This window comes from Pirellulales bacterium (assembly GCA_035656635.1).
Taxonomy (GTDB): Bacteria; Planctomycetota; Planctomycetia; order Pirellulales; family JADZDJ01; genus DATJYL01.
On record DASRSD010000185.1, the window covers coordinates 1 to 22314 of the forward strand.

Below are 22314 nucleotides of genomic sequence, written 5' to 3' on the forward strand. Positions count from 1 at the left end.
CTGCCAGCGAGTCTCGGAGAGACTCGCCTACGTGGAGGTTGTTTGCATCCCCAAGCTGAGCCGTGGGCATGTTGGGTGATAAACACGGAACGAACACGATGGGCGCCGTGCGCAATCTGCCATCCCGCAGGCGCCTCGCGGACTTCATAAAGGGTGCCATGGCCACTGCTTTGAGTGGCCATGTTATTTCCGCATTAGATTCTTGGCAATTCGCATGCCCACCGCGAGCCGTGGGCATGGCACCAATGCACCCGTGGCGACGGGAAAACGTGATATGATACGGTTAATGGCCAAGATTACCACAGCTCAGCTTCTCGCCGAAAAGGCTTTGCAAAAGCCGTGTGGGCAGCACTGTGTTGATTGGGCAATAGGGATGCTTGAGGAAGGGCGAGACGGACACAACCTCACGATGCTCGCGGGTATGTTGCCACCCTATAACCATTTTGAGATTGCAGCCTTGCGTGACCGCGCACTACGTGAGTTAGGAATCGCCGACATTGATCGCGAGCATGCGGAACGCACTTATGCATCAGAGTGTTTGCGGCTTGGACTGGCTGGCGAATCGAACTTACTGGAAGCAGTGAGTGAAATCAAAGACTTGTGCATTGCAAACAATTATCAAAAGGACATTTTTGATTTCTACTTGCTTTATTTTGCCTACGAAGATCTGGAGTGTCGCGGTCAACAGTATTATTGGCCGGGAGCAAACCGCGATGAAATCGAATCTATTATCCGCAAACGCGCCGAACAATTCTTAGCCAATCCTTGCGGAAAATCGCAACGACCAGAGTGGCCGAAACGGTGATCAGGCTGAAAATTAACAGCGTTTTGGACACGTATTCCTACGCTGTCATTCCCTGTGATCTCCGCGTCTCTGCGCGAGAATTCTTGTGGTAATGGATTTCAACAGACGCTTGCTTACGCGCGCGGCTCTAAGTTACTGTTGCTTCCCGAAAAACACCCGCTCCACATTCCCTCGCAGCACATCGTGGCCTAGCGCCACCGCGCGCTCTTCGCTCCAGGAGCGGTCTTGGCAAAACTTTTCGGCGAGGATCTTTGCCAAAATGCGCTTGTACATGCGGAACTTGGGCAGGGCGAATTCCAGCTTGTACATGTCGGAGTAGTAGCCGATTTGCTTGGTGCGGGGGACGGCTTCCAGCCGGGCGGAGGCATCGTGCTCGATGTAGGTGGGCGTGTTGCTGTACCACCAATGCCCGTTGGTCACCACGTTGGGGAAAATCCAGGCGTAACTGGTGAGCTCCTGGTTGGTGACGCTGGCCAGCACGGAAATGGGGAACACGACTTGCGGGAAGGCGTTGAGCAGCTCGCGATATTGGATCAGCGAGACGCGGCTGTCGTATAAATCTTGCCCCTGATAAACGCCGCCGCGGTAGACCGCCCGATTGACGCCAATCATTAAATCGAACGGCAGGCGATATTCCACGCAGAATTCGGCCAGCGTCCAGAAAACAAAGTTGGATAGATCGCGCTGGTGCAGCACGCTGATGGTGGCCGCCGGCTCCAGCGCCGCCTGCACGGCATGATCGGCGGCGGTGGCATCGACTTTGGTCGGCGCGAAATCGGGCGGGAGCGAGACGGCGCAGGCCCGACAGTTTTGCTTGACGAAGTGATCGAACAGCTTGCCGATGGCTTGCCGCAGCGTGGCGGCGTTTTTCACGGCGATGCCGGTGGCCCGTTGCAGCCGCTCCGGCACGGTGGGCTTGGCGAAGTGAAATACCAGATCGTCGGTGCGCAGGCAGGGGATGAACGTGCGGGTATCGAATCCGGTGAGGGCATCGTCAAAATCGTTGGTGAGGAACACCGCTTCCAGTTTCGATTGCTTCATCACGCGGGCGGCGTAATCGGGCTGGCTCATTTGCTTTTGGGCGGAATCGAACAGCGCTTCCCAATTTTGCGGCGTGAGCTTGTCGTCTTTGAAGCCGAGCAGTTCGCGGGCGGTTTCGATGAACCAACTGTACTGAATGGTGTTTTCCAGCGGCGCCATGGCAGCCACCAGGCGGCCGACTTTTTCCTTCGTCGCCAGGCCGGGCTCTTCGATGCGCTCCCGCGACAGGCCGGCGGAATGGGCCAGCTCTGTGTAATAGTGATATCCGAGAATATCTGCCAGGTTAACGCTGGCCGGCTGATGGGCGTTGATGTGCGTGTGCGGATCGATGAGTACGAGATTTTCGAGCTCATTGAACAAACGTTGGCGAAGTTCTTGAGACATGGTTGGGCAATTCCAGATCGGGCAATATTGGCGTGACTTGCAAGTTCGCCATTCTATAATGCGGGAGTGAGCGGCTGCAATAATGTCTTAGTCGAGAGGTTGAACAATGTCCGACGAACGTGATAACTCCAGCGGAATTCCCAGTCCACGCGATTTTCAAAGTTATCGCGAATTTCTCATGAGCTATGCAATTGCTGAGTCGGTGCGGTATATGCTTTCGATCACACCGATCGAACGAGTTCGATTGATGGAGCAACGGACCAAGGAAGCTTATGAGCATTTTGGCCGTGATGAAATCGAAAGCTGTGCTGATCTCGCTGCGGAACTTTCGTTGCGCAGCTTGTACGAAATCAGAAAGCTGCGCGAGCAAGGTCAAAAATAATTCTGCCAGCGGCTAATCTTGCAGCACGCAATACTGCAGCCGCAGAAATTCCCCCAGCGACCAGGCTTGGAAGGGGCAGCCGCGCGCGGTGAAGGGGGGCTCGGCGTCGGTGATTTCGGAAATGTGGTTCAGGCCGTACGAATGCAAATGGGCCACCAGGGGCGGCAGGAACTTTTCGAGGGCTTGCTTTTTAGCGCCGGGCGTGCCGCCGCGGACACGAACCCAGGCCTCGACAAACGGACCGATTAGCCACGGCCAGACCGTGCCTTGATGATAGGCGGCGTCGCGCTGTTCGGGCGGGCCAATGCACTGCGGGGCATAGCCTGGCGAGCCGGGAGCCAGCGATCGCAAACCCGGTGGTGTGAGCAAGTGGGTTTCGACACAATCGACAATGCGGCGAGCCCGATCGCCGTGCAGAATCGACAAGGGCAAGCCGCCGACGGCGAAAATTTGGTTCGGGCGAATTGATGCATCGGCTGTGCCGGGGCGGTGATCGACATCAATTACGTCGTACAAGCAGCCGGCAGCGGAATTCCAAAACCGGCGCTCAAATTGAGCTTGAGCATTTTCGAATACGGCGGTCCAGCGGCGGTCGATGCGGCCGGCAATCCACAGTGCGTTCAACCACAGGGCCTGCACTTCGACCGGCTTGCCGCTGCGTGGCGTGACAACATGATCGCCAATTTTGGCATCCATCCACGTGAGCTGCATGCCGGGCTGTCCGGCGGCGAGCAAACTATCTGTATCTTGCCGGATTCCGTAGCGCGTGCCGCGGGAATAACCTTTCACGATGGCCAGCACAGCCTGTTCGAGTGTCGCGCGATCTTCAGCGCCGATCGGTTGGCCGTGTTGTGCGGCGGAGTGGAGCAACTCGTGCACGGCAATGATGAACCACAGCGACGCATCGACGGAGTTGAATTCGACATCGCCGGAATCGGGAAACCGATTCGGCAACATGCCTTCGCTTACCGTCGCGGACCAAGCGAGCAGAATCTCCAAGGCCACATCGAGTTTGCCCAGCGCCAGGCACAGGCCGCGGAGCGAAACGAATGTATCGCGCCCCCAATCGGTGAACCAAGGATAGCCGGCGATAACAGTGCGGCCGGTTCCACGGCGGACAAGAAACGCATCGGCCGAGCGGTGCAGCGGCGTGGGGAAGTGGGAACGGCGCTGTTGCTCGCTGTGTGCGAGTTCAGTCCACGCTCCTTCTGCGGTTGCGCTCTTTGCGGCGCAAGTGATCGACAATTCATTTCCTTGAGCCGTCCAAATCAACACCGCCGGCTGGGACAAATCGAACTGCCACGTGCCCGGCGAGGCCAGGTCTTCGGTGTAATCCAGGCCACGCTCTTGTTCCTGCACGTACAAAAACTTGCGATACCAGACCGGCGTGTGTGTGTATTGCCCGTTGGTTAGCGCACAGATTTCCGGCACACCGTCGTAAGGCTGCCAGACGAGCCAGTCATTTCGCGTTATTGGCTCAAAGCGGAAGGCGGAATTTTCGTGATGCGTGGAATGATAATCGCGGCCCGACATCAACGGGCGCATCGTGAGTGCGGCGTGGGTCTGACCGTTGAAAGTCCAACGCAGGCAGCAAGCGGCGAGGCCGTGCGGCACGAACAGTTCTTGCACGAGTGTTGTGCCGTCGGGAAGGGAAAACGTCCACTGCGGCCAAGGATCGATTTGAAATTTTTTTAATGCGGGAGCATTGTCGGGGTAGAGGACGTTGGGAGAGTAGCGCTGCGTGGAAATGGGGAAGCGGCCCGCCGGCGTTTCGATCCAAGCATCAAAACCGTTGACCAACACCATGCGGCCGGTCGGCGGTTGGGTAGCAGCGAGAAGCAGGGCATGGTAACGGCGGGCCCGCTCGCCGCTGGTGGTGCCGCTGGCGAAACCGCCCAGGCCATCGGGTTCCAGCCATTCGGTGCAGTTATTAAGTGGCAATGACATGGCGAGTTTTTAAGCACGCGAAGACAGGCAATTCACCACGGAGACACCCAGGCACAGAGAAAATCAAGTGAGCATAGCCAGCGATGGCACAAATTTAGATTTGAAAACAGTTTTTTATCACTCAAACCTTCACTTTTTCTGTTTTCACTTTTTCCACATTCGGCCCGCTGCTCGGTGTCTCCGTGACTCCGTGGTTATTTCCGTTGTGAGTCGCGGAGGGGCCGTGGCGGGGTGTGCGCTTGGGTTGCAGCAGCTTGGCCACTAGGGCGGTCCAGCCGGTTTGATGATTCGCGCCCAGCCCGCGGCCGTTATCGCCGTGGAAGTATTCGTGAAACCACGGATTGCCGTTGAAATTCGGATCGGTCTGAAATTTATCGTACTGGCCGAACACGGGCCGCCGGCCGTTTTCATCGCGCAGGAAAATTTTGGTCAGGCGGCGGCTAAGTTCGTTGGCCACTTCCAGCAGCGTGAGATATTTGCCGGAACCGGTGGGGCACTCGATTTTGAAATCGTCGCCGTAATAATGATGAAACTTCTGCAACGATTCGATCAGCAAATAATTCACCGGGAACCAAATGGGCCCGCGCCAGTTCGAGTTGCCTCCGAACAATCCCCCCTCCGATTCGCCGGGCTCATAATCGAGCCGATACGGCTGGCCGGCGAATTGAATGACAATCGGGTGGTCTTGGTGCCACTTGGAAAGTGAGCGCACGCCGTAATCGGACAGAAATTCCGTCTCGTGCAGCATGCGGGCCAAAACGCGCTTCATGCGGTGGCCGCGCATCATGGCCAGCAAGCGGCGCTCGCCTACGCCGGGCAATTTCCACTCGGCGACCAAATCGGCCAGGTCTTTGCGGTGTTCGCGCAGCCAGAGCAGGCGGGAGGTGAATTCCGGCAGTCGCGCCATTTCCTGAGGCTCCAGCGTTTCGACGGCAAACAGCGGAATCAGACCGATCATCGAAAACGATTTCATCCGGATCGGCGGGCTGGAATCGACTTGGGCAACCGAGCAATACCATTCGTCCTCGTCGTCCCACATGCCAATGCCGCCATCTTCGGCGGCCCGGCAGCCGACGTGGTTCATGGCTTCGACAATCGACAAAAAGTGCTCGAAGAATTTGCTGGCGATGCTTTCGTAGGCCGAATCGTGCAGGGCCAGCTCCAGCGCCATGCGCATCAGGTTCAAACAGTACATGGCCATCCAGCCGGTGCTGTCGGCTTCGGAAATCTGCATGCCGGTGGGGAGCGGGGCGCTGCGATCGAACACGGCGATGTTATCCAGCCCCAGGAAGCCGCCGTCGAACACGTTGCGGTTTTGGGCGTCTTTGCGGTTGACCCACCAGGTGAAGTTCAACAGCAGCTTGTGAAACACGCGCTCCAAAAATTTCAAATCGCCGTGATGGCCATGACGGGCCCGATCGATTTGATACACTCGCCACGCCGCCCATGCGTGCACCGGCGGATTCACGTCGCCAAAGGCCCATTCGTAAGCCGGGAGTTGACCGTTGGGGTGCATGAACCATTCGCGGCCCAATAGCACGAGCTGCTCCTTGGCGTATTCGGCATCGATCAGCGCCAGCCCCACGCAGTGAAACGCCAAATCCCAGGCAGCGAACCAGTTGAATTCCCATTTGTCGGGGACGGACATAATTTCGCGGCACTTCAGATGCATCCAACTGGCGTTGCGGCCGTGGCGGCGCTCCGCTGGCGGAGTCGGTTGTAGTTCGTCGCCGCGCAGCCAACGGGCCACATCGTAATGATAAAATTGTTGGCTCCACACCAAGCCGGCCAGCGCTTGCCGCTGCACGGCTCGGGCGTCGGGATCTTCCAGATTGTGTTGCAGCCGACCATAAAATTCATCGGCTTCACTGCGCAGGCGAACCAGCATGGTGTCGAAATCGGCAAATGCCGGGCTCAACGGCCGCTGAACAAGTCGTGTGCGAATGGTTTGTGAGCCGCCGGCGGGAACCGTCAGTGTAAAATGCGCCCCAGCTTTGGTGCCGGTTAGGGCGGAATTCACCGCCTCGTGTTTGTTATGAATCACATATTCGTGGAAGGCGTCTTTGAAGTAGCCGGGGGCATCGTGCATGCCGAACAGCCGGCGGACGTTGGTGTCGTTGTCGCAAAACAACAATTCTGCATCGCCATCGACATACCAGTGATAGCGACCCAGCGAATAGTGGTCGGCGGCGACCGTGCCTGGCTCCACGCGCGACATGCTCGGCTTGTTGAATTCCGGACGCCACGACCAAATGTTGCGAAACCATAGTTGCGGCAGCACGTGCAGCCGGGCCTCGTCAGGCCCGCGATTGATTACGGTAATTTGCATTAGCACATCGTGCGGATTGGCCTTGGCGTATTCCACAAACACGTCAAAGTAGCGGTTGTCGTCGAAAATGCCGGTGTCGATTAGCTCGAATTCCGGCTGCTTCTTGTCGCGGTTGCGGTTTTCTTGCACCAACCGATCGTACGGATACGCCCGCTGCGGATACTTGTACAGCATTTTCAAATACGAGTGGGTCGGCAGCGCGTCCAAATACCAATAGCACTCCTTCACATCTTCGCCATGATTCCCTTCGCTGTTGTTCAGCCCGAACAAGCGCTCTTTCAAGATGGGGTCCTGCTCATTCCACAAGGCCAGCGAAAGATAGAGTTGCCCATGGTCATCGCACACGCCGGCCAGGCCATCGTCCCCCCAGCGATAAGCGCGGCTGCGGGCCTCATCGTGCGGAAAATAATCCCAAGCGGTGCCGTAAGGGCTGTAATCTTCGCGCACGCAGCCCCATTGCCGCTCGCTCACATAAGCGCCCCATTGCCGCCACGGTTGTTGGCCGCGCTTGGCTTCGTCCAGCCGGCGCTGTTCGGCGGTGGTGTGAATGGGGGATGCCGCAGCACCGTCGCCAGAATGTTGCTGATGGTTGCTCTGTTTATGGTTGGGCATGATCGCTTTCCGACGGCGGGAGGAAATGTTGGGCGGGAATGCGGAACCGCCAGCAGCCCCTGGGCGCGCACCGCATGCGAAATTCTACCCCATCGTTATATTTTCCCGCCACATTCGCCACCCCGCCGCCAGGCCCAACGGCCAATTTACCGTCACCAGCGATATATTCGCGCAGGATTGAACGTACCCCAGGCGGCAGGTAGGCTAAATGGCCATGGATCGCACTTTCGATCAATCCGCGGAACTGGGTTCGCCAGAGGTCTGGCAGCAATATCTGATGGCCATCGACCGCGTTACCCAGCGAATGGAACGAATTATTTCCGCGCTGCAGGCGGCGAATATCGAACATGCGCTGGTCGGTGGCCAGGCGGTGGCATTGTGGGTGGCTACGCGCGATCCGGCAGCGGTGCGCACGACTAAAGATATTGATCTTTTGGTTCGACGCGACGATTTGCCCCGAGTGCGTGCCGCCGGCCTGGCGGCCGGTTTCGATTATTTCGAAGCGCTTGGCGTAGGCATGTTGCTGGATCGGGCCGATCCGAACCCACGACACGCCGTGCATTTGATTTGGGCCGGCGAAATTGCGCGCTCGGGAGAGAAGCACCCCATGCCGACGCTAAACTCGTCGCAGTGCTGGGAGGGAAAATGGCGTGCGGCTTCGGTGCTGGATTTGGTCCTGATGAAGCTGGTGGCTAACCGCGATCAAGATCGCGTCCATTTGCGCGACATGATCGACGTGGGATTGATCGACCGTAAGCTATGTGAACAATTGCCTGCCGATCTGCGCACGCAATTGGACCTACTGATGGCGGAAGCCGGACGGTGAATATGAAATCGCTTAAAAATGTTCCAGGCTGGGTCCTGCTGGTGGGATTCGTTTGCGGGAGCGTTAGCCATTTTGCTGTTCCCGAAGCCACTGCGCAAGACAGCGCGCTAAAAAAGCCCGGGGCCAGCGCGGCGGTTCCTGTGAAAAAAATTCTGTTCATTGCCGGAAAGCCGAGCCATCCGTATGCGCAGCACGAGTTCAATGCCGGTTGCACACTGCTGGCCAAGTGCTTGAACGGCAGCGGCCTGCCCGTGGAAGCGACGGTGGCGAACAACGGCTGGCCGAGCGATCCCAAAGTGTTCGACGGCGTGAATGCGGTCATCCTGTATTGCGATGGCGGCGACAAGCACATGGCGATCGACCATTTGGACGACCTGGAAGCGCTCGTGAAAAAAGGAGTCGGCATGGGCGCCTTGCACTTCGGCGTGGAAGTGCCGGCGGGGCGCGCGGGGGATGATTTTTTGAATGCGATCGGCGGATTTTTTGAAACCAACTGGTCGGTCAATCCCACTTGGAAGGCCGATTTCAAACAGCTTCCGGAGCATCCGGTGACGCGGGGAGTGAAACCGTTTGCCATTTACGACGAATGGTATTTCCACATGCGGTTTCCGGAAAACATGGCCGGCGTGACGCCGATTCTGAGCGCAGTGCCGCCGGCTAGCACCATGTCGCGCAAGGACGGCCCGCATGAAGGGAATCCGACCGTGCGGGCAGAAGTGTCGCAAGGCGTGCCGCAGGTTATGGCCTGGGTGGTGCAGCGGCCTGACGGAAGCCGCGGCTTCGGCTTCACGGGGGCCCATTACCATTGGAATTGGGGGAACGACAATTTCCGCAAGCTGGTGCTCAACATGATTTGCTGGATTGCCAAGGTCGATGTCCCCGCCGAGGGCGTAACTTCCAAAACCCCGACGGTCGACGAGCTGATGGCCAACATGGACCCCAAGCCGCTGGATGCGAAGTTCGATCGGGAGCATTTTAAGCAAATGCTCGACGAGTGGAATGCGGCGAAATAATTCGGAATCTCGAAATTGCAGTTGGAATTTCCTGCAAACTGTGTTCTATTTGCCACAGAAGTTGATGGTCAATGTGCTTCGCCGTAGCTCAGCTTTTTCAGGCTGACTACCCATCCAACCGTCAGGCAAGTTAAGCCTGGCCGACTTTCCACTCAAGGAGTTCAATCATGCCTGAAGGCGCACGCCGACGACCGCTCAAGAAATTGGTCAAACGCATTCAAAAGGGGCGCGTAAATCTGATTGAAGGACGAATCAACCGGCTTTCCAAGCGCAAAGCCCGGGTTCAACGCAGAGCCGGAAGCTGATTGCGTTTTGCGGTTCAATCGAGGAACGACCCCGCGGCAAACTGTTTGATGTTGTGCGCCGCTCTAGGACGCGCGCGAATGACATGTCGCCGTACAGGGCGTGTTGTTATAATGGCGCGTAAGTAACCCCATTGCGTTTGGCCACACGCTCGCTGATGCCCGACCAATACTTTCATTTTCGCATTCCTAATCCGCGCGAAGCTGCCGATCAGGCTGGATCGGCAGATGTTTCTTTCTCCGTGCCCCAGGTACACCGGGTGCGGTTCACGCACGATGTGTTTGGGGCGGATGCGGCGGTGCTGGTCGATTTACTGGAAGCGCCGGACACCCTCCCGGCCCTTTCCCAAAGGGAGAGGGTGAAAGAGCCGGCGCGAGTGCAGTTTTGGCTCGATTCGCACGTGGCGGAAGCCCAGCCTGAGTTGACGCAGCGGATTCATGCGCTGGCGCGGAAATATCGTGATCGAATGGCTTTGGCGGGCAACGTGCAAATTGTGCCCGGCGGCGAGGAGGTGAAAAACGACATTCACATTTTGGAGCGGATGTTGAAGGTGTTTCACGCACATGATTTGGATCGCCGCAGTTATGTGGCGGTGATTGGCGGCGGCGCCGTGCTGGATGCCGTGGGGTTTGCCGCGGCGATTGCCCATCGCGGGTTGCGGCTGGTGCGGTTGCCCACCACCACGCTGGCCCAGGCCGACAGTGGCATCGGCGTGAAAAACGCCGTCAACGCCTTTCAAAAGAAGAATTGGATCGGCACATTTGCGGTGCCCTGGGGCGTAATCAACGATGCGGGGCTGCTGGCCACGTTGCCGGAACGCGATTTTCTGTGCGGATTTGTCGAGGCGGTAAAAGTATCGCTGCTCAAGGACCCGGCTTTTTTCTCCCAGTTGTGTGAATTGGCGCCGCGGTTTCGGCGGCGAGAGATGGACGTTTGCTTGCCGGTGATTCGCCGCTCGGCCCAGTTGCACTTAGCGCACATTACGCAGGGGGGCGATCCGTTCGAAATGTTGGAAGCCCGGCCACTGGATTTCGGCCATTGGAGCGCGCACAAGCTGGAAGTGCTGTCGAACTTTGAGTTGCGGCACGGCGAGGCGGTGGCGATTGGCGTGGCCATCGACACAATTTATTCATCGCTGGCGACCAGTTTGGCGGAAGAAAAATCGCAGCAAGTATTGCGCTGTCTGAAGGATTTGGGCTTCACACTCGATTCGCCGCATTTGCGCGATGCAGAAACCTTGCTGGCGGGACTGGAAGAGTTCCGTCAGCATTTAGGCGGCCGGCTAACCTTGACGATGCTGCATGACATCGGCCAGCCGGTGGAAGTGCACGAAATCGACCGCCGACTGATGTGCCAGGCGATTGAGACATTAAGCCGGTTTGAAGCCGCGAAGTCGCAGCATTGAGAAGAATTAGCCGCAAATAAACGCGAATGAACGCAAATAAGACGGAATCGCAGCAGAATTTTTAGTAAAACCTGCTGCCGTCTGAATTTAATTTGCGTTTATCTGTGTTTATCTGCGTTCATTCGCGGCCATAAAATGTCTTCGCGTCTTCGCGGTTATTAAACCGGTGTGGCAGAAAGCTTTGCGTGCGCGGCGAGAATTAAACTCTCGGTTTCTTCCCAGCCGATGCACGGATCGGTAATCGACACGCCGTATTGCAATTGCTTGATATCGGCCGGCACCTTTTGGCTCCCTTCGACCAGGTTGCTTTCCAACATCACGCCGGCGATGGCCGGGTTCCCCTCCACAAATTGATCGGCCACGCTGTTCCACACCACGCACTGACGGCGGAAATCTTTGTTGCTGTTGGCATGGCTGCAATCGACGATGAGTCGTGACGGCAAGTGGTGCCGGGCCAGCTCATCGGCGGCGAATTTAATGCTGTCGGACGAATAATTCGGCCCGGAGCGGCCGCCGCGCAAAATTAAGCATTCCCACGGATTTCCCTGCGAATGGACCACGCAAGTGCGCCCCTCGTTGTCGATGCCCAGGAAAGCGTGCGGCGTGCGGGCGGCCATCATGGCGTCGAGCGCCACTTGCAGGCTGCCGTCGGTGCCGTTTTTGTAACCCACGGGCATGGATAACCCGCTAGCCATTTGCCGATGCGTGGGGCTTTCGGTGGTGCGGGCCCCGATCGAGGCCAGGGTAATTAAATCGGCAATATATTGCGGCGTGATGGGCTCCAACATTTCGGTGGCCGTGGGCAAGCCCATCTCCGCCACGCGCAGTAAAATGCGGCGGGCAATGCGCAGGCCGCCGCTGATATCGAAGGTGTCGTTCAGGTGCGGATCGTTAATCAGCCCCTTCCAGCCGACGGTGGTGCGCGGCTTTTCGAAGTAAACTCGCATCAACAGAAACAACCGGTCTTGCACGCCACGGGCAAGTTTGGACAGCCGCTGGGCATAGTCCAGGGCAGATTTTTCATCGTGAATGGAGCAGGGGCCCACGATCACCAGCAATCGGGCATCGTCGCCGGCGAGTATTTTTTTGACTACCTCGCGCGAATCGACCACCACTTCCGCCGCTTTCTCAGTCAGCGGCTGCTCGGTTTTGAGTTGTTGTGGCGAAATCAGCGGCTCAATTCGGCCAACGTTGATGTTTTCGGTTTGACGCATAGAGGCGGCAGCAATTCACTGCACTCAATGGATGATGGATCGATGGAATTATCGATTGTAGCAAGCCGCCGCCGCTAGCCGCAATTGCGATACAGGAGCCGGCAGCATGGATGATTGACTAGTGCTGAACGATCAGCGGCCCATTCCGCGCTGCAATTTCGCCGGTTGAAAGTCACCCGTCCATGAGGGGTGCGGCGGCTGCTTGCCCGAGACGAGTGTTTGTTTCCATTTTTCGTCCGTAAGGCGATCTTCGGCGGGCCGAGAGAATTCGTAATAGGTAAAAGCAGGGCCGACGTAGATCATTTTGTCGTCGCCGTTATTGATGGCGGCGACGAGGAAAGTGCAATCGCCGACGCCTTCTTCCAAAACAGTCTGCGTATTTGGATCGGTGTGGACATCGGAGACCGTCGGATCCCACTCGACGCTTTGACTGCTGTCGGCATAAAACAATTTGCAGTACCAACCGGAGTAGGTTGGAGGAGCACCGCAGAAGTGGCTGGGATCCGCGGAAATTAATTTCTTCAACCACTCCTGCTCTTCCTCCATAAACGGCTCACCTGCCAACTCTTTCCGTGCCAGCGACTCGAGTTTTCCAAGCGTTTCGGCCATTTGCTCGAAAAATTCGACCTCGTGGCGCTGGATGTCGGAGTGATCGACATTCGCCAATTTGAAATCGGCGGCGGCAATGCGACGGGCGGCCTCGTCGGCAAAAACTTTCACCCGGGCGAATGTTTCTGGATACGGCTCGACATAGCCGGTTGGGTATTCACATTTTTCTTCCGCGGTGTATGACTGTTTTACATATAACACCGTGTCGTGGCGTAGTTCTGCCCAGGAAGCGAGTTGAGTTTGCAATTGCTTGCGCTGCCAGGCCTGGGTATGCATGACCTCAGGCAGATATTTTTCATTCGTCAAATCGGCCTGCAGCGTGCGGAGCGAATCGAGCCAGATGTTGTACAAATTTTCTTGCCAGAATGCCGACTGAAAATTGGTCACATAATTCTGGCTGGCCTTCAAGTTGGAGGCATAAGGAAATTTGGCCATTTCCTGGTCCAACAGCGGCAGCGCGGCACTGTTCCCCAAGGCGAACATCACATCCAGGCCCGTGGGCATTTGGCGCGCCACCTTGGCGTCTTCAAACAGAATCGAATCGTAAACCACTTTGGAAAGCACGAACGAGTCGATGACAAACCGCTGCCCGAACATTTGAAAGATGCTGGGCGGCGGCACTTGGTGCAGATCGTTTAGATCGGACAGAACCACCTGCGAGCGAATTTGCTGTAGGCCCAGGTCGCTATTGCGCAGTGCATTTTGTAAGGCAGCAACGCGTGAATCGTCGGCAAGATCGTCGAGCGAATTGATTTTTCGCCGATCCATAAAATCGGTCAATTGGAAAACAGTCAGGTTGTCGCTGCGGCCGATTAAAAAATCGAGAACATCACTGATTTGCCGCAGACGATCGATTTCGCCGGTGGACCGCAGTAGTTGCGTCAGCAAGACGGCGTCGCGCAGTTCACGCCCGCTTTGGCTGTCAATGCCGGATTTTGGATCAGGCGGAAGCACAATGCACCCGGTATCAGCGCGGCCCAGTCACATCATGGTGCGGAAGTAGCGGCAGAGCGGCACGGTTTTTAAGTAGTGCCCCCGGGGCTGAAATTGCGAATAATCGACGGCGCGCAGCCCGCCAAACAGCGACGTGCCCTGACCTTTTCGCGGGTCTTGTAAAACGCGCGATTGGATGAGACGGAGAATCGTTTTGACGGTTTCATCTTGGCCGAGCTTGGAGACAACCAACAGGTTTCCGCTCCATACATCCAAGGGTTGCGATTCCGCCTTTGCGGGGCCGCCGGCGCCTTGAAGCAAATTGCGGGCGACGGTGAGATAAACATCGACGTCTTGAAAATTTTCCGCAGCGGTGGAATTGGGAGCGGAGCGGGCGAGTTGGTCGTGACATTTACCAAGGATCTCGTCGAGCGCGTCGATAAAAACTTTTTGTTCCAGTTCCATCAAAATATCGTCGTAGCTCCGGTGCATGGCATACAAAACCGAATCGCTCGTAACGAGCACAGGCAGATCGTGAGAATAGACGGCCAAATATGCGGAGCCGAAGCTACAATGTTGATTGTGGTCGACGGAGACCAAACCTTGGCGGCGCAACATTTCCTGCTCGGCATCGGTCAGCTCCATGCGCAGCACCGTTTCGTGGTAGAATTTCGCCTGGGCCGGATCGAACGAGAGTTGTTCGAGATACGCCCGCTGGGGCGTGAGATCGGACAACTGGCGGTAGGTTAAATTGGGATATTTGGCCAGCAGCTCATCGAAGAGTTGCTGATGGAACGTGTCGCGTGGCTGCGACGAGCTTGCTTCAATTCTGCGCGTGCAGCCGGGCAGGGCAAGAACGCCTAGAACAACCAGCCACCACGGCGAAAGTCGAGTCATCGTTGCGCCTCCTGGCCCATCTGGCTGCGAACTTATCCGCGCGGAATTTAGATGCGTTTCAAAGCAATTGGTTCCATCTCCGCTTGATGTGATTCACGGAATATCTGGCAGAATGTGCCCGAGTTTGTCGCGCTTGGTGGCGATGTAGCGGGCGTTGTGCTCGTGCACCGTGGGAAGGATTGGAACTTGATCGACCACTTGCAGGTCGAAGCCGCCGTAGATGAAGGCATCAGTCTTTTTCGGGTTGTTCGTCAGCAGCCGCACTTTAGACAGGCCCAGATCTTTGAGCAGTTGAATGCCGACGCCGTAATCGCGGACATCGGCTTTGTAGCCCAGGGCCAAATTGGCTTCGACCGTGTCGAGGCCCTGATCTTGCAGTTGATACGCCTTGATTTTTTCAACCAGCCCAATGCCGCGCCCTTCTTGCGGCAAGTACACCAGCGCGCCGCAGCCTTCTTGGCTGATGCGGTCGAGGGCCATGTGCAGTTGATCGCCGCAATCGCAGCGGAGCGAATCGAGCACGTCGCCGGTGAAGCAGGACGAGTGGAGCCGCACCAGCGGCGCGACGGTTTTTGTGAGATCGCCCATCACCAGCACCATGGGCTGCTGCGTTTCGTACTTCACGCCGTAAGCAATCAACTTGAATTGCCCGTGACGGGTGGGCAATTCCGCTTCGGCAATGCGGTACACCAATTTTTCGCGGACCCGGCGGTAGCGCAACAGTTCTTCGATGGAAATAATGTGCAGATCGTGCTGGGCGGCCAGGGCGAATAAAAATTCGCGGCCGGCGCGGTCGCCGCCGTCGTCCAAAATTTCGCACAGGACGCCAGCGGGAGGGAATTCGGCCATGCGAGCCAAATCGACGGCGGCTTCCGTATGGCCGGCGCGGCGGAGCACGCCCCCTTCTTTGGCCACCAGCGGGAACAAATGGCCGGGGCGGACAAAATCGCTAGGCTTGCTGGCCGGATCGAGAATGGCACGGATGGTGGTGGCACGCTCTTGCGCCGTAATGCCGGTCCGCGAACTGCGATGATCGATCGGCACCGTGAACGCCGTGCCCAAAGGCGCGGAATTCGCTTCCACCATTTGCGGCAGTTCCAGCCGCTGGGCCACGTCGGGCAAAATGGGCATGCACAGTTGGCCGCGCCCGTGGCGAATCATGAAATTGACGATTTCCGGCGTGCACTTTTCTGCGGCGCAGACAAAGTCCCCTTCGTTTTCACGGTCTTCCGCATCGACCACGATGATAATTTGCCCTCGGCGGATGGCGGCAATGGCGTCGTCAATAGTGGAAAAATGAGGATTCATGCGTGGGTGATCAATGGATTGGTGTGCTATCCACAGGGCGGCGTTGTCGTTTGAATTGCCGTTTGAATAACATACCATTATAGATGATTTAGTCCCGGCAACGCTATCGCCGGCTTTCCGCATGCTGCCTACCGTCTGCTGCCCGCTGCCTATGCTCGATCGTGAAGAATATGTCGAACAGGTGTATCTGTTTAAGGCGCTGGGGGAGCGCCTGCGGGAGAACATGGCCACGCAGGACTTGTTGGTGTGGATTAAGGAAGAAATTCTATCTACGACGCGGCTGCCGATGGCAATGGATTTTTTGGCCGCGGAGTTGAAGTTGCAGGGGAAATTCTCGCCGGCGATGGAAAAGCTGGCGCACTACTTCCGGCCGTTTCAAACTTACGTGGTGGCCGAGGCGGAAAGAGATCGCGGGAAGTTCGACATTGGCACTGCGCTGAAAATTCTCGAGCGGGAGGCGCAATATCTGGCCGACGGCGCCACGCCGCAGGGAATTTTTCTGTATCAGTTCGAATGCCTGTGCCGCAATCGGTTGGGTTACGATCGTGGGCTGGAAGCAATTGCCGGCGATCCCATTTTTGATGCCGCCTGGAAAGAATGGATTTTGACCGTGCGGCGGCAGGTGGGGTTGATCGATATTGCCGACCTGATTTATGTTCGCAGCCAGCAGTACCCCATCGATTGCCGACGGCAGGGGCGCGAAGAAGCGATCGGCGACAAACCGATGCTGTTTGGACAAAAAGAGGGACGCATTGCGCTGGCCAATCGAAAAAAAGATCCGCTGCTACTGTTCGCGGCACTCCATCGACAGTTGGGTTACCCGGCGGTTCCGCGCTTGGTGCCGCTCGATCTCACGCCGGAAATTCTGCCGGCTTTAATTCGCCGCATGGATCGGTTGGAACTGCGGTTGAAATTGGCGGAGGAAGAGCAGAAAGGGGGCATCGATCTCACGCAGTTTTATAAGCCCCCCGGTCGGGAGGAGAAGGGAGCTTAAACGTTAAGTTTTTTTAAGGGGGTGGCTGCGGCGGAAATTCGGTTGAAATACCCTTTTACACGCGGTTTTTCCTTCGAGCCGACTCCCATTGCTGCCCAAATTGCAGTCCCGAAATGGACGATTTTCATGCTTATTTCGTAGGAAAAGCGTACAATACGGAAGTCGGAAGACGGTGAAAAAAGTTATTAATCCATACAGGCATTTTCAACTAACCCTGTGGCATGTTAAATTCGGAATAATGTAAGAGCATGCCGGGGAGTAAGTAGGTTGGCCGAAGCGCATTAGCGGATAAACCCAACAGCCCGCCTTGTTTATCCAATCGCTTCAGTCCGATAACCTGCCCGCCAACCACAAATTGAGGGTCATGGTGTACAACAAAGGCCGGCGGTGTACGGCGAGTCGGCAAGGCTCGTCCGTTTCTCGCAGCAACGGACGCCCGATGGTGCGCCGGCGCAAGCGGTATGTCGCCACAGTTGGCGTCCGCTTTGCCGCCTCAATAGTTAACGACGCTAGCATCGGTCGTTGCTTCACCCCGGTGATGCGGCGTCGGTTTATCGACCGATGCTGTGAACAGCAGCCCATTTAAGTTCAAACCGAAGTTCAACAAAACGACGAAATCCAGAGCCTGCTCACTTGATTTGGAACATTAGCCATGTCGACCACCGCCGATCCGCCGATTCCGCTAACCCTGCCCCCCAAATCGCGCAAGCCTTCCGAAACGCTGGAATCGGCGACCGTTCGCTTTTGCGGCGACTCCGGCGACGGCATGCAGTTGGCCGGCTTGCAGCTGACCAACACTTCGGCCTTGTTAGGGAATGATGTCGCTACTTTCCCCGACTTTCCGGCCGAGATTCGGGCCCCGCGCGGCACCAAGGCGGGCGTTAGCGGGTTCCAAATTCACTTTGCCAATCACGAAATTTTCACGCCCGGCGACCAGGTCGACGCCCTGGTGGCAATGAATCCGGCGGCGCTGGTCACCAATTTGTGCGATTTGATTCGCGGCGGAATTCTGATTGTCAACAAAGACTCGTTCGAGCCCAAAGGATTGCAGCAGGCCGGCTACGAGCGCGATCCGCTCACCGACGGCAGCCTGCAAAGTTACCGAGTGTTTCCGGTCGAAATGACCAAGCTTACCAAGGCGGCCGTCGAGGAATTGGGCATTAGCCAGAAGGAAGCCGACCGCTGCAAAAACTTTTTCGCCATGGGCATGGCGTTTTGGCTGTACGACCGTCCGCTGGAGCCGACGCTGCGGTACATCGACGAAAAATTCGGCAAAATGCCCGACATCGCCGAAGCCAACCGCCGGGCGTTAATGGCCGGCTACAATTATGGCGAAACGACGGAAGCGTTCACCGCGCATTACTCGGTGCCCAAGGCCAAGCTGCCACCGGGGAAATATCGCAGCATCACGGGAAACCAGGCGTTGGCCTGGGGATTGATAACGGCGGCCCAGCGCAGCGGCTGCGAATTGTTTTTGGGCTCCTACCCCATTACGCCGGCCAGCGACATTCTGCACGAGCTTTCGCGCTTCAAAAACTTCGGCATTCGCGCCTTTCAGGCGGAAGACGAAATTGCCGCCATGACTTCGGCCATTGGTGCAGCCTTTGGCGGCGCCATGGCGATAACCACTTCCAGCGGGCCAGGAATCGCGCTCAAGCAAGAAGCCATTGGCTTGGCCGTCATGACCGAGTTGCCGGTGCTGATCATCAATGTGCAGCGCGGCGGGCCAAGCACCGGTTTGCCCACCAAAACCGAGCAGGCTGATTTACTACAGGCCGTGTGCGGCCGCAACGGCGAGTGCCCTGTGCCGGTGCTGGCTGCCCAGAGCCCAGGCGATTGCTTTGAAATTGCCCAAGAGGCATGGCAAATTGCTGTGCGCTATATGACTCCGGTGTTTGTGCTGAGCGACGGCTACCTGGCCAACGGCTCCGAGCCATGGCGCATTCCCGATACGACAAAACTTGGGCCAATTGAAGTGGAGCATCCGGGCCCGTCGGTCAGCGGTCAGCCTTTCATGCCCTATGCCCGCAACGAGCGGCTGGCACGCCCCTGGGCATTGCCTGGCACGCCCGGCTTAATGCACCGCGTGGGTGGCCTGGAAAAGCAAGATATTACCGGCAACGTGAATTACGAGCCCGATAACCATCAACACATGGTGAACATTCGGGCGGCAAAAGTAGCGGGCATTGTCCGCGATATTCCACCGTTGGAAGTGCAAGGCCCGGCATCGGGCAAGCTGCTGGTATTAAGCTGGGGCGGCACCTACGGCGCCTGCGCGACTGCGGCTCGCAACGTTCAAGCACAGGGGGGGTCGGTTGCACATGCCCATTTGCGGCATTTGAACCCGTTCCCCGGCAACTTGGGCGACGTGCTCAAGCGATACGAAAAAGTGTTGATTCCCGAATTGAATCTCGGCCAATTGCGGCTGCTGATTCGCGGCCAATTTTTGGTCGACGCCGTGGGATACAACAAAGTGCAGGGGAAGCCGTTTACGGTTTCGGAATTGACGCACAAAATTGAAACCATGTTGAAGTGAGAACGATTCGCTTAGTGCCGCGCGCTTGCCTAACGGCTCGCGGCTAAACCGCAAGCGAATGGATGACAAACAACCGGTTCACAAATTACAGAATTAACCACTCATTACTGACCCCTGCGCCCTGAACCCTGACCCCTTATTTCCACCATGTCTACCGCTTCACTGCCTGTGCTGACGCCGCAAGATTTCACCAGTGACCAGGATGTCCGTTGGTGTCCTGGCTGCGGCGATTATTCGATTCTGGCGCAAATGAAAAAAGTGCTCCCCACGCTGGGCGTGCCGCCGGAAAAAATGGTGTTCATTTCCGGCATCGGCTGTTCCAGCCGGTTTCCGTATTACATGAACACGTATGGCATGCACTCCATCCACGGCCGCGCTCCGGCGGTGGCCACCGGCTTGAAAGCGGCCCGCCCCGATTTAACGGTGTGGGTGATCACTGGCGACGGCGATGGGCTTTCCATCGGCGGCAACCATTTAATGCACGCCATTCGCCGCAATTTGGATCTGAACATTGTTCTGTTCAACAACCAAATTTACGGCCTGACCAAGGGGCAGTATTCCCCCACCTCGCCGAACGGCAAAGTGACCAAGAGCACGCCAGTGGGCTCGGTCGATAACCCAATTCATCCCATTTCGCTGGCCCTGGGCTGCGAAGCAACCTTTGTGGCCCGGTCCATCGACGTGAACATCAAACACCTGAGCGCAATTTTGAAGCGCGCGGCAGAGCACAAAGGAACCTCGTTCGTTGAGGTTTATCAAAACTGCAATGTGTTCAACGATGGGGCCTTTGAATGGGCGACGAATCGCGAAACCAAGGCCGACACCGTCATCGAGCTGGAGCACGGCAAACCGCTGATCTTCGGCAAAAACCGCAACAAGGGCATTCGCCTCAATGGCATGCAATTGGAAGTGGTCGAGCTGGGTAAAGGCATTGAAGAGGACGATTTGCTGTTCCACGATGAAAAGATGCAAGAGCCCAGTTTGGCCTATTTGCTAAGCCGCATGTGCAATCCGGACCTTCCGGAGCCGATTGGTGTGTTTCGCTGCGTCGACCGGCCGCGCTATGAAGAAAAGATGAGCGAGCAAATTGCCGAAGCCCGCGCGAAGCGCGCCGGCAGCCTGGAAGCGCTATTCAATACCGGCGACACCTGGGTGGTGGAGTAGGCGTATAGCCGAGCTAGTAATCCAGCTCGTTTTGATTCGCTTTTCCCTGCTCCGCTTCGTCCCACAATTCCAGGAACGTTCCGCGCACGTAGGGATGCAGCTGCTCGGCGAAATCGGCCGGCAAACGAAAGAATTTGATTAGTTCCTGGGCGTCACCCAGATCTTTGCGTCGTCCTACGCCGCTCATGCCGGACGACAGTTTGAGTTCCAGTAGCGTTGGCAAATTAACAACGCGCATGCCGCCCAGTTGCACGGATACTTCAGCGGGGTCAGGAAAACTAATGGGCTTGGGCTTTCCGTCTCCGGGAAACTGCCCGGTTACTAGGAAATCAATCTTCACGCCTGCGTCAGTATCGCGCATAGCTTTACTGCCAGTAAAGAGACGCAGATATCCTAGGCCCTCCAGCGCTTGATGTAGTTGTTGTAGCCCTTGTGCAGTTACGACCAAATCGACATCTTCCGTGAATCGACGGTAACCGTGTTGAAATAATGCCATGCCTCCGGCCAGGGCATACGGAATTCCCAGTTCGTCCAGGCGTTTGGTAATCCGACGCAGTGCTTCTTGAACTTTGCCCTGGCCTTCAAAGAACAAGCTGCCCTCGTTCAAAGCCCACCCCCGATCTTGATTGAGCCGATCGTGATACGGTATGACCGCACTGGCCGTGGGAAGCTGTCCCGCTTGCCCTGCTGACAATCCCGCAGCGTTATCAGTGATTCTGGCCATGACTGCTCAAAAAGTGTAAATCGGCCACCCCGCAATTATAACGTATCCAAATCGTCAGGCGTTAGACAAACTCCTGCGTCGTCGGCTTGATAATCATTTCGGCCACGTGGGCGCGCGGCGGGAGGGTCGCCACTAGCAACACGGCCGCGGCGATGTCTTCCGGCTGGAGCATGCGGGCCCGGTGTTCCGGGGTCGGGGGCGTGGGGCGGTTTGCCATCAGGGGCGTGTCGACTTCGCCCGGGCAAATGGCCGTCACGCGAATTCCGTGGGCGCCTTCTTCATTGGCGGCGGCGGTGGAAAGCGCCGTCAACGCAAATTTGGAGGCGCTATAGGCTACGCCGCCGAGCTTCCAAGCACGCTTGCCGCTAGTGGAAGAGATGTTAATGATTACGCCATCATGTCGTTCTCGCATTTGCGGCAGCACGGCGTGCATGCAGTTGTAGGCGCCGGTGGCATTGATGGCCAAAAGCTCGTCCCACTGCTCGGGCCGCATTTCAACGAGCGTGCGATTTTTGATGTTTGTGCCGGCGGCATTCACCAGCATGTGCACCGGCCCAACTTTTTCCGCGATCCAGGTGAACAGCGCCGTCACGCTAGCGCGATCGGCCACGTCAACCTCGTGGAATTCGATGGGGGGCGAACCGTTGAATTTGTCGGCGGCTTCACGCAATTTTTTCTCGTGGCGGCCGGCGATGACGACCCGGGCCCCTTGTTCGGCCAGCGCGGTAGCTATGGCCGCGCCAATGCCGCTGCCGCCGCCGGTAACAACCGCAGTTTTTCCTGAAAGCTTCATAAATGTTGATCCCGTCATGCCGATCTTCGTCGAGTTTGTCAAACGACGTACAATGTTGTAGGCGATGCGGCAGTGTGATGCAATTCGGCGTATGG

At 57.0% G+C, this 22314-nt stretch carries 17 protein-coding genes and 1 pseudogene; 9 read left to right on the top strand and 9 right to left on the bottom strand.

Annotated features, from left to right (window positions below; translation table 11 throughout):
* The first annotated feature begins 286 nt into the window (after positions 1 to 286).
* Positions 287 to 805: a hypothetical protein gene (locus VFE46_19770; GenBank protein HZZ30247.1), complete on the top strand. Its 519-nt coding sequence runs from the start codon at positions 287 to 289 to the stop codon at positions 803 to 805.
* Positions 806 to 937: 132 nt separating this feature from the next.
* Here the strand turns inward: VFE46_19770 and VFE46_19775 are convergent, their stop codons facing one another.
* Complete coding sequence (locus VFE46_19775; GenBank protein HZZ30248.1) at positions 938 to 2230, bottom strand: glucuronate isomerase; 1293 nt, start codon at positions 2228 to 2230, stop codon at positions 938 to 940.
* 106 nt (positions 2231 to 2336) lie between these two features.
* Here VFE46_19775 and VFE46_19780 point away from each other — a divergent pair, with 106 nt between their 5' ends.
* Positions 2337 to 2612 (top strand): hypothetical protein, encoded by a 276-nt coding sequence (locus tag VFE46_19780; protein HZZ30249.1) that lies wholly within the window; start codon positions 2337 to 2339, stop codon positions 2610 to 2612.
* Between the two features lie 12 nt (positions 2613 to 2624).
* Here VFE46_19780 and VFE46_19785 read toward each other — a convergent pair whose 3' ends face one another.
* Positions 2625 to 4559, bottom strand: a complete 1935-nt coding sequence (locus tag VFE46_19785) for an amylo-alpha-1,6-glucosidase (GenBank protein ID HZZ30250.1) — start codon at positions 4557 to 4559, stop codon at positions 2625 to 2627.
* Positions 4560 to 4680: 121 nt separating this feature from the next.
* Positions 4681 to 7500, bottom strand: coding sequence for a glucosidase (locus VFE46_19790; GenBank protein ID HZZ30251.1), 2820 nt, complete (start codon positions 7498 to 7500; stop codon positions 4681 to 4683).
* Positions 7501 to 7714: 214 nt separating this feature from the next.
* Between VFE46_19790 and VFE46_19795 the strand changes: the two genes are divergently transcribed.
* The 4 genes from VFE46_19795 to VFE46_19810 all read left to right on the top strand — a co-directional run bounded on the left by VFE46_19795 (position 7715) and on the right by VFE46_19810 (position 11047).
* The gene (locus tag VFE46_19795; protein HZZ30252.1) at positions 7715 to 8326 is read left to right on the top strand and encodes a nucleotidyltransferase family protein; all 612 of its coding nucleotides are present in this window, start codon (positions 7715 to 7717) and stop codon (positions 8324 to 8326) included.
* A 2-nt stretch (positions 8327 to 8328) separates the two neighbouring features.
* Positions 8329 to 9339 carry a ThuA domain-containing protein gene (locus VFE46_19800; GenBank protein HZZ30253.1) on the top strand — a complete coding sequence of 337 codons (1011 nt, stop codon included), beginning with the start codon at positions 8329 to 8331 and terminating at the stop codon, positions 9337 to 9339.
* Positions 9340 to 9506: 167 nt separating this feature from the next.
* The gene (locus VFE46_19805) at positions 9507 to 9644 is read left to right on the top strand and encodes a hypothetical protein (GenBank protein ID HZZ30254.1); all 138 of its coding nucleotides are present in this window, start codon (positions 9507 to 9509) and stop codon (positions 9642 to 9644) included.
* 131 nt (positions 9645 to 9775) lie between these two features.
* On the top strand, positions 9776 to 11047 hold the full coding sequence (locus tag VFE46_19810; protein ID HZZ30255.1) for a 3-dehydroquinate synthase: 1272 nt from the start codon (positions 9776 to 9778) through the stop codon (positions 11045 to 11047).
* A gap of 158 nt (positions 11048 to 11205) precedes the next feature.
* Here VFE46_19810 and VFE46_19815 read toward each other — a convergent pair whose 3' ends face one another.
* The 3 genes and pseudogenes from VFE46_19815 to ribB all read right to left on the bottom strand — a co-directional run bounded on the left by VFE46_19815 (position 11206) and on the right by ribB (position 16008).
* Positions 11206 to 12261: a 3-deoxy-7-phosphoheptulonate synthase gene (locus VFE46_19815; protein ID HZZ30256.1), complete on the bottom strand. Its 1056-nt coding sequence runs from the start codon at positions 12259 to 12261 to the stop codon at positions 11206 to 11208.
* 132 nt (positions 12262 to 12393) lie between these two features.
* Positions 12394 to 14700, bottom strand: a pseudogene (locus tag VFE46_19820) (DUF3160 domain-containing protein).
* A 93-nt stretch (positions 14701 to 14793) separates the two neighbouring features.
* On the bottom strand, positions 14794 to 16008 hold the full coding sequence (ribB, locus tag VFE46_19825) for a 3,4-dihydroxy-2-butanone-4-phosphate synthase (protein HZZ30257.1): 1215 nt from the start codon (positions 16006 to 16008) through the stop codon (positions 14794 to 14796).
* Between the two features lie 121 nt (positions 16009 to 16129).
* On the opposite strand from ribB, the gene VFE46_19830 reads away from it, so the two are divergent.
* Positions 16130 to 17002 carry a hypothetical protein gene (locus tag VFE46_19830; protein ID HZZ30258.1) on the top strand — a complete coding sequence of 291 codons (873 nt, stop codon included), beginning with the start codon at positions 16130 to 16132 and terminating at the stop codon, positions 17000 to 17002.
* Here the strand turns inward: VFE46_19830 and VFE46_19835 are convergent.
* Positions 16999 to 17130, bottom strand: a complete 132-nt coding sequence (locus VFE46_19835; protein HZZ30259.1) for a hypothetical protein — start codon at positions 17128 to 17130, stop codon at positions 16999 to 17001. The genes VFE46_19830 and VFE46_19835 overlap by 4 nt on opposite strands.
* A 524-nt stretch (positions 17131 to 17654) precedes the next feature.
* Between VFE46_19835 and VFE46_19840 the strand changes: the two genes are divergently transcribed.
* Positions 17655 to 19538 (top strand): 2-oxoacid:acceptor oxidoreductase subunit alpha, encoded by a 1884-nt coding sequence (locus VFE46_19840; protein HZZ30260.1) that lies wholly within the window; start codon positions 17655 to 17657, stop codon positions 19536 to 19538.
* 147 nt (positions 19539 to 19685) lie between these two features.
* Complete coding sequence (locus VFE46_19845; GenBank protein ID HZZ30261.1) at positions 19686 to 20702, top strand: 2-oxoacid:ferredoxin oxidoreductase subunit beta; 1017 nt, start codon at positions 19686 to 19688, stop codon at positions 20700 to 20702.
* A 13-nt stretch (positions 20703 to 20715) separates the two neighbouring features.
* Here the strand turns inward: VFE46_19845 and VFE46_19850 are convergent, their stop codons facing one another.
* Positions 20716 to 21426 (bottom strand): nucleotidyl transferase AbiEii/AbiGii toxin family protein, encoded by a 711-nt coding sequence (locus VFE46_19850; protein HZZ30262.1) that lies wholly within the window; start codon positions 21424 to 21426, stop codon positions 20716 to 20718.
* 61 nt (positions 21427 to 21487) lie between these two features.
* On the bottom strand, positions 21488 to 22219 hold the full coding sequence (locus VFE46_19855; protein ID HZZ30263.1) for an SDR family NAD(P)-dependent oxidoreductase: 732 nt from the start codon (positions 22217 to 22219) through the stop codon (positions 21488 to 21490).
* Between the last annotated feature and the right edge of the window lie 95 nt (positions 22220 to 22314).

Excerpts from the sequence above, each read along its gene's own strand:
- VFE46_19780 (HZZ30249.1), top strand. The coding sequence starts at position 2,337 with ATGTCCGACGAACGTGATAACTCCAGCGGAATTCCCAGTCCACGCGAT.
- VFE46_19845 (HZZ30261.1), top strand. The coding sequence starts at position 19,686 with ATGTCTACCGCTTCACTGCCTGTGCTGACGCCGCAAGATTTCACCAGT.
- VFE46_19775 (HZZ30248.1), bottom strand. The coding sequence starts at position 2,230 with ATGTCTCAAGAACTTCGCCAACGTTTGTTCAATGAGCTCGAAAATCTC.
- VFE46_19785 (HZZ30250.1), bottom strand. The coding sequence starts at position 4,559 with ATGTCATTGCCACTTAATAACTGCACCGAATGGCTGGAACCCGATGGC.
- VFE46_19790 (HZZ30251.1), bottom strand. The coding sequence starts at position 7,500 with ATGCCCAACCATAAACAGAGCAACCATCAGCAACATTCTGGCGACGGT.
- ribB (HZZ30257.1), bottom strand. The coding sequence starts at position 16,008 with ATGAATCCTCATTTTTCCACTATTGACGACGCCATTGCCGCCATCCGC.
- VFE46_19815 (HZZ30256.1), bottom strand. The coding sequence starts at position 12,261 with ATGCGTCAAACCGAAAACATCAACGTTGGCCGAATTGAGCCGCTGATT.
- VFE46_19770 (HZZ30247.1), top strand. The coding sequence starts at position 287 with ATGGCCAAGATTACCACAGCTCAGCTTCTCGCCGAAAAGGCTTTGCAA.
- VFE46_19830 (HZZ30258.1), top strand. The coding sequence starts at position 16,130 with ATGCTGCCTACCGTCTGCTGCCCGCTGCCTATGCTCGATCGTGAAGAA.
- VFE46_19805 (HZZ30254.1), top strand. The coding sequence starts at position 9,507 with ATGCCTGAAGGCGCACGCCGACGACCGCTCAAGAAATTGGTCAAACGC.
- VFE46_19795 (HZZ30252.1), top strand. The coding sequence starts at position 7,715 with ATGGATCGCACTTTCGATCAATCCGCGGAACTGGGTTCGCCAGAGGTC.
- VFE46_19800 (HZZ30253.1), top strand. The coding sequence starts at position 8,329 with ATGAAATCGCTTAAAAATGTTCCAGGCTGGGTCCTGCTGGTGGGATTC.
- VFE46_19840 (HZZ30260.1), top strand. The coding sequence starts at position 17,655 with ATGTCGACCACCGCCGATCCGCCGATTCCGCTAACCCTGCCCCCCAAA.
- VFE46_19850 (HZZ30262.1), bottom strand. The coding sequence starts at position 21,426 with ATGGCCAGAATCACTGATAACGCTGCGGGATTGTCAGCAGGGCAAGCG.
- VFE46_19835 (HZZ30259.1), bottom strand. The coding sequence starts at position 17,130 with ATGAAAATCGTCCATTTCGGGACTGCAATTTGGGCAGCAATGGGAGTC.
- VFE46_19855 (HZZ30263.1), bottom strand. The coding sequence starts at position 22,219 with ATGAAGCTTTCAGGAAAAACTGCGGTTGTTACCGGCGGCGGCAGCGGC.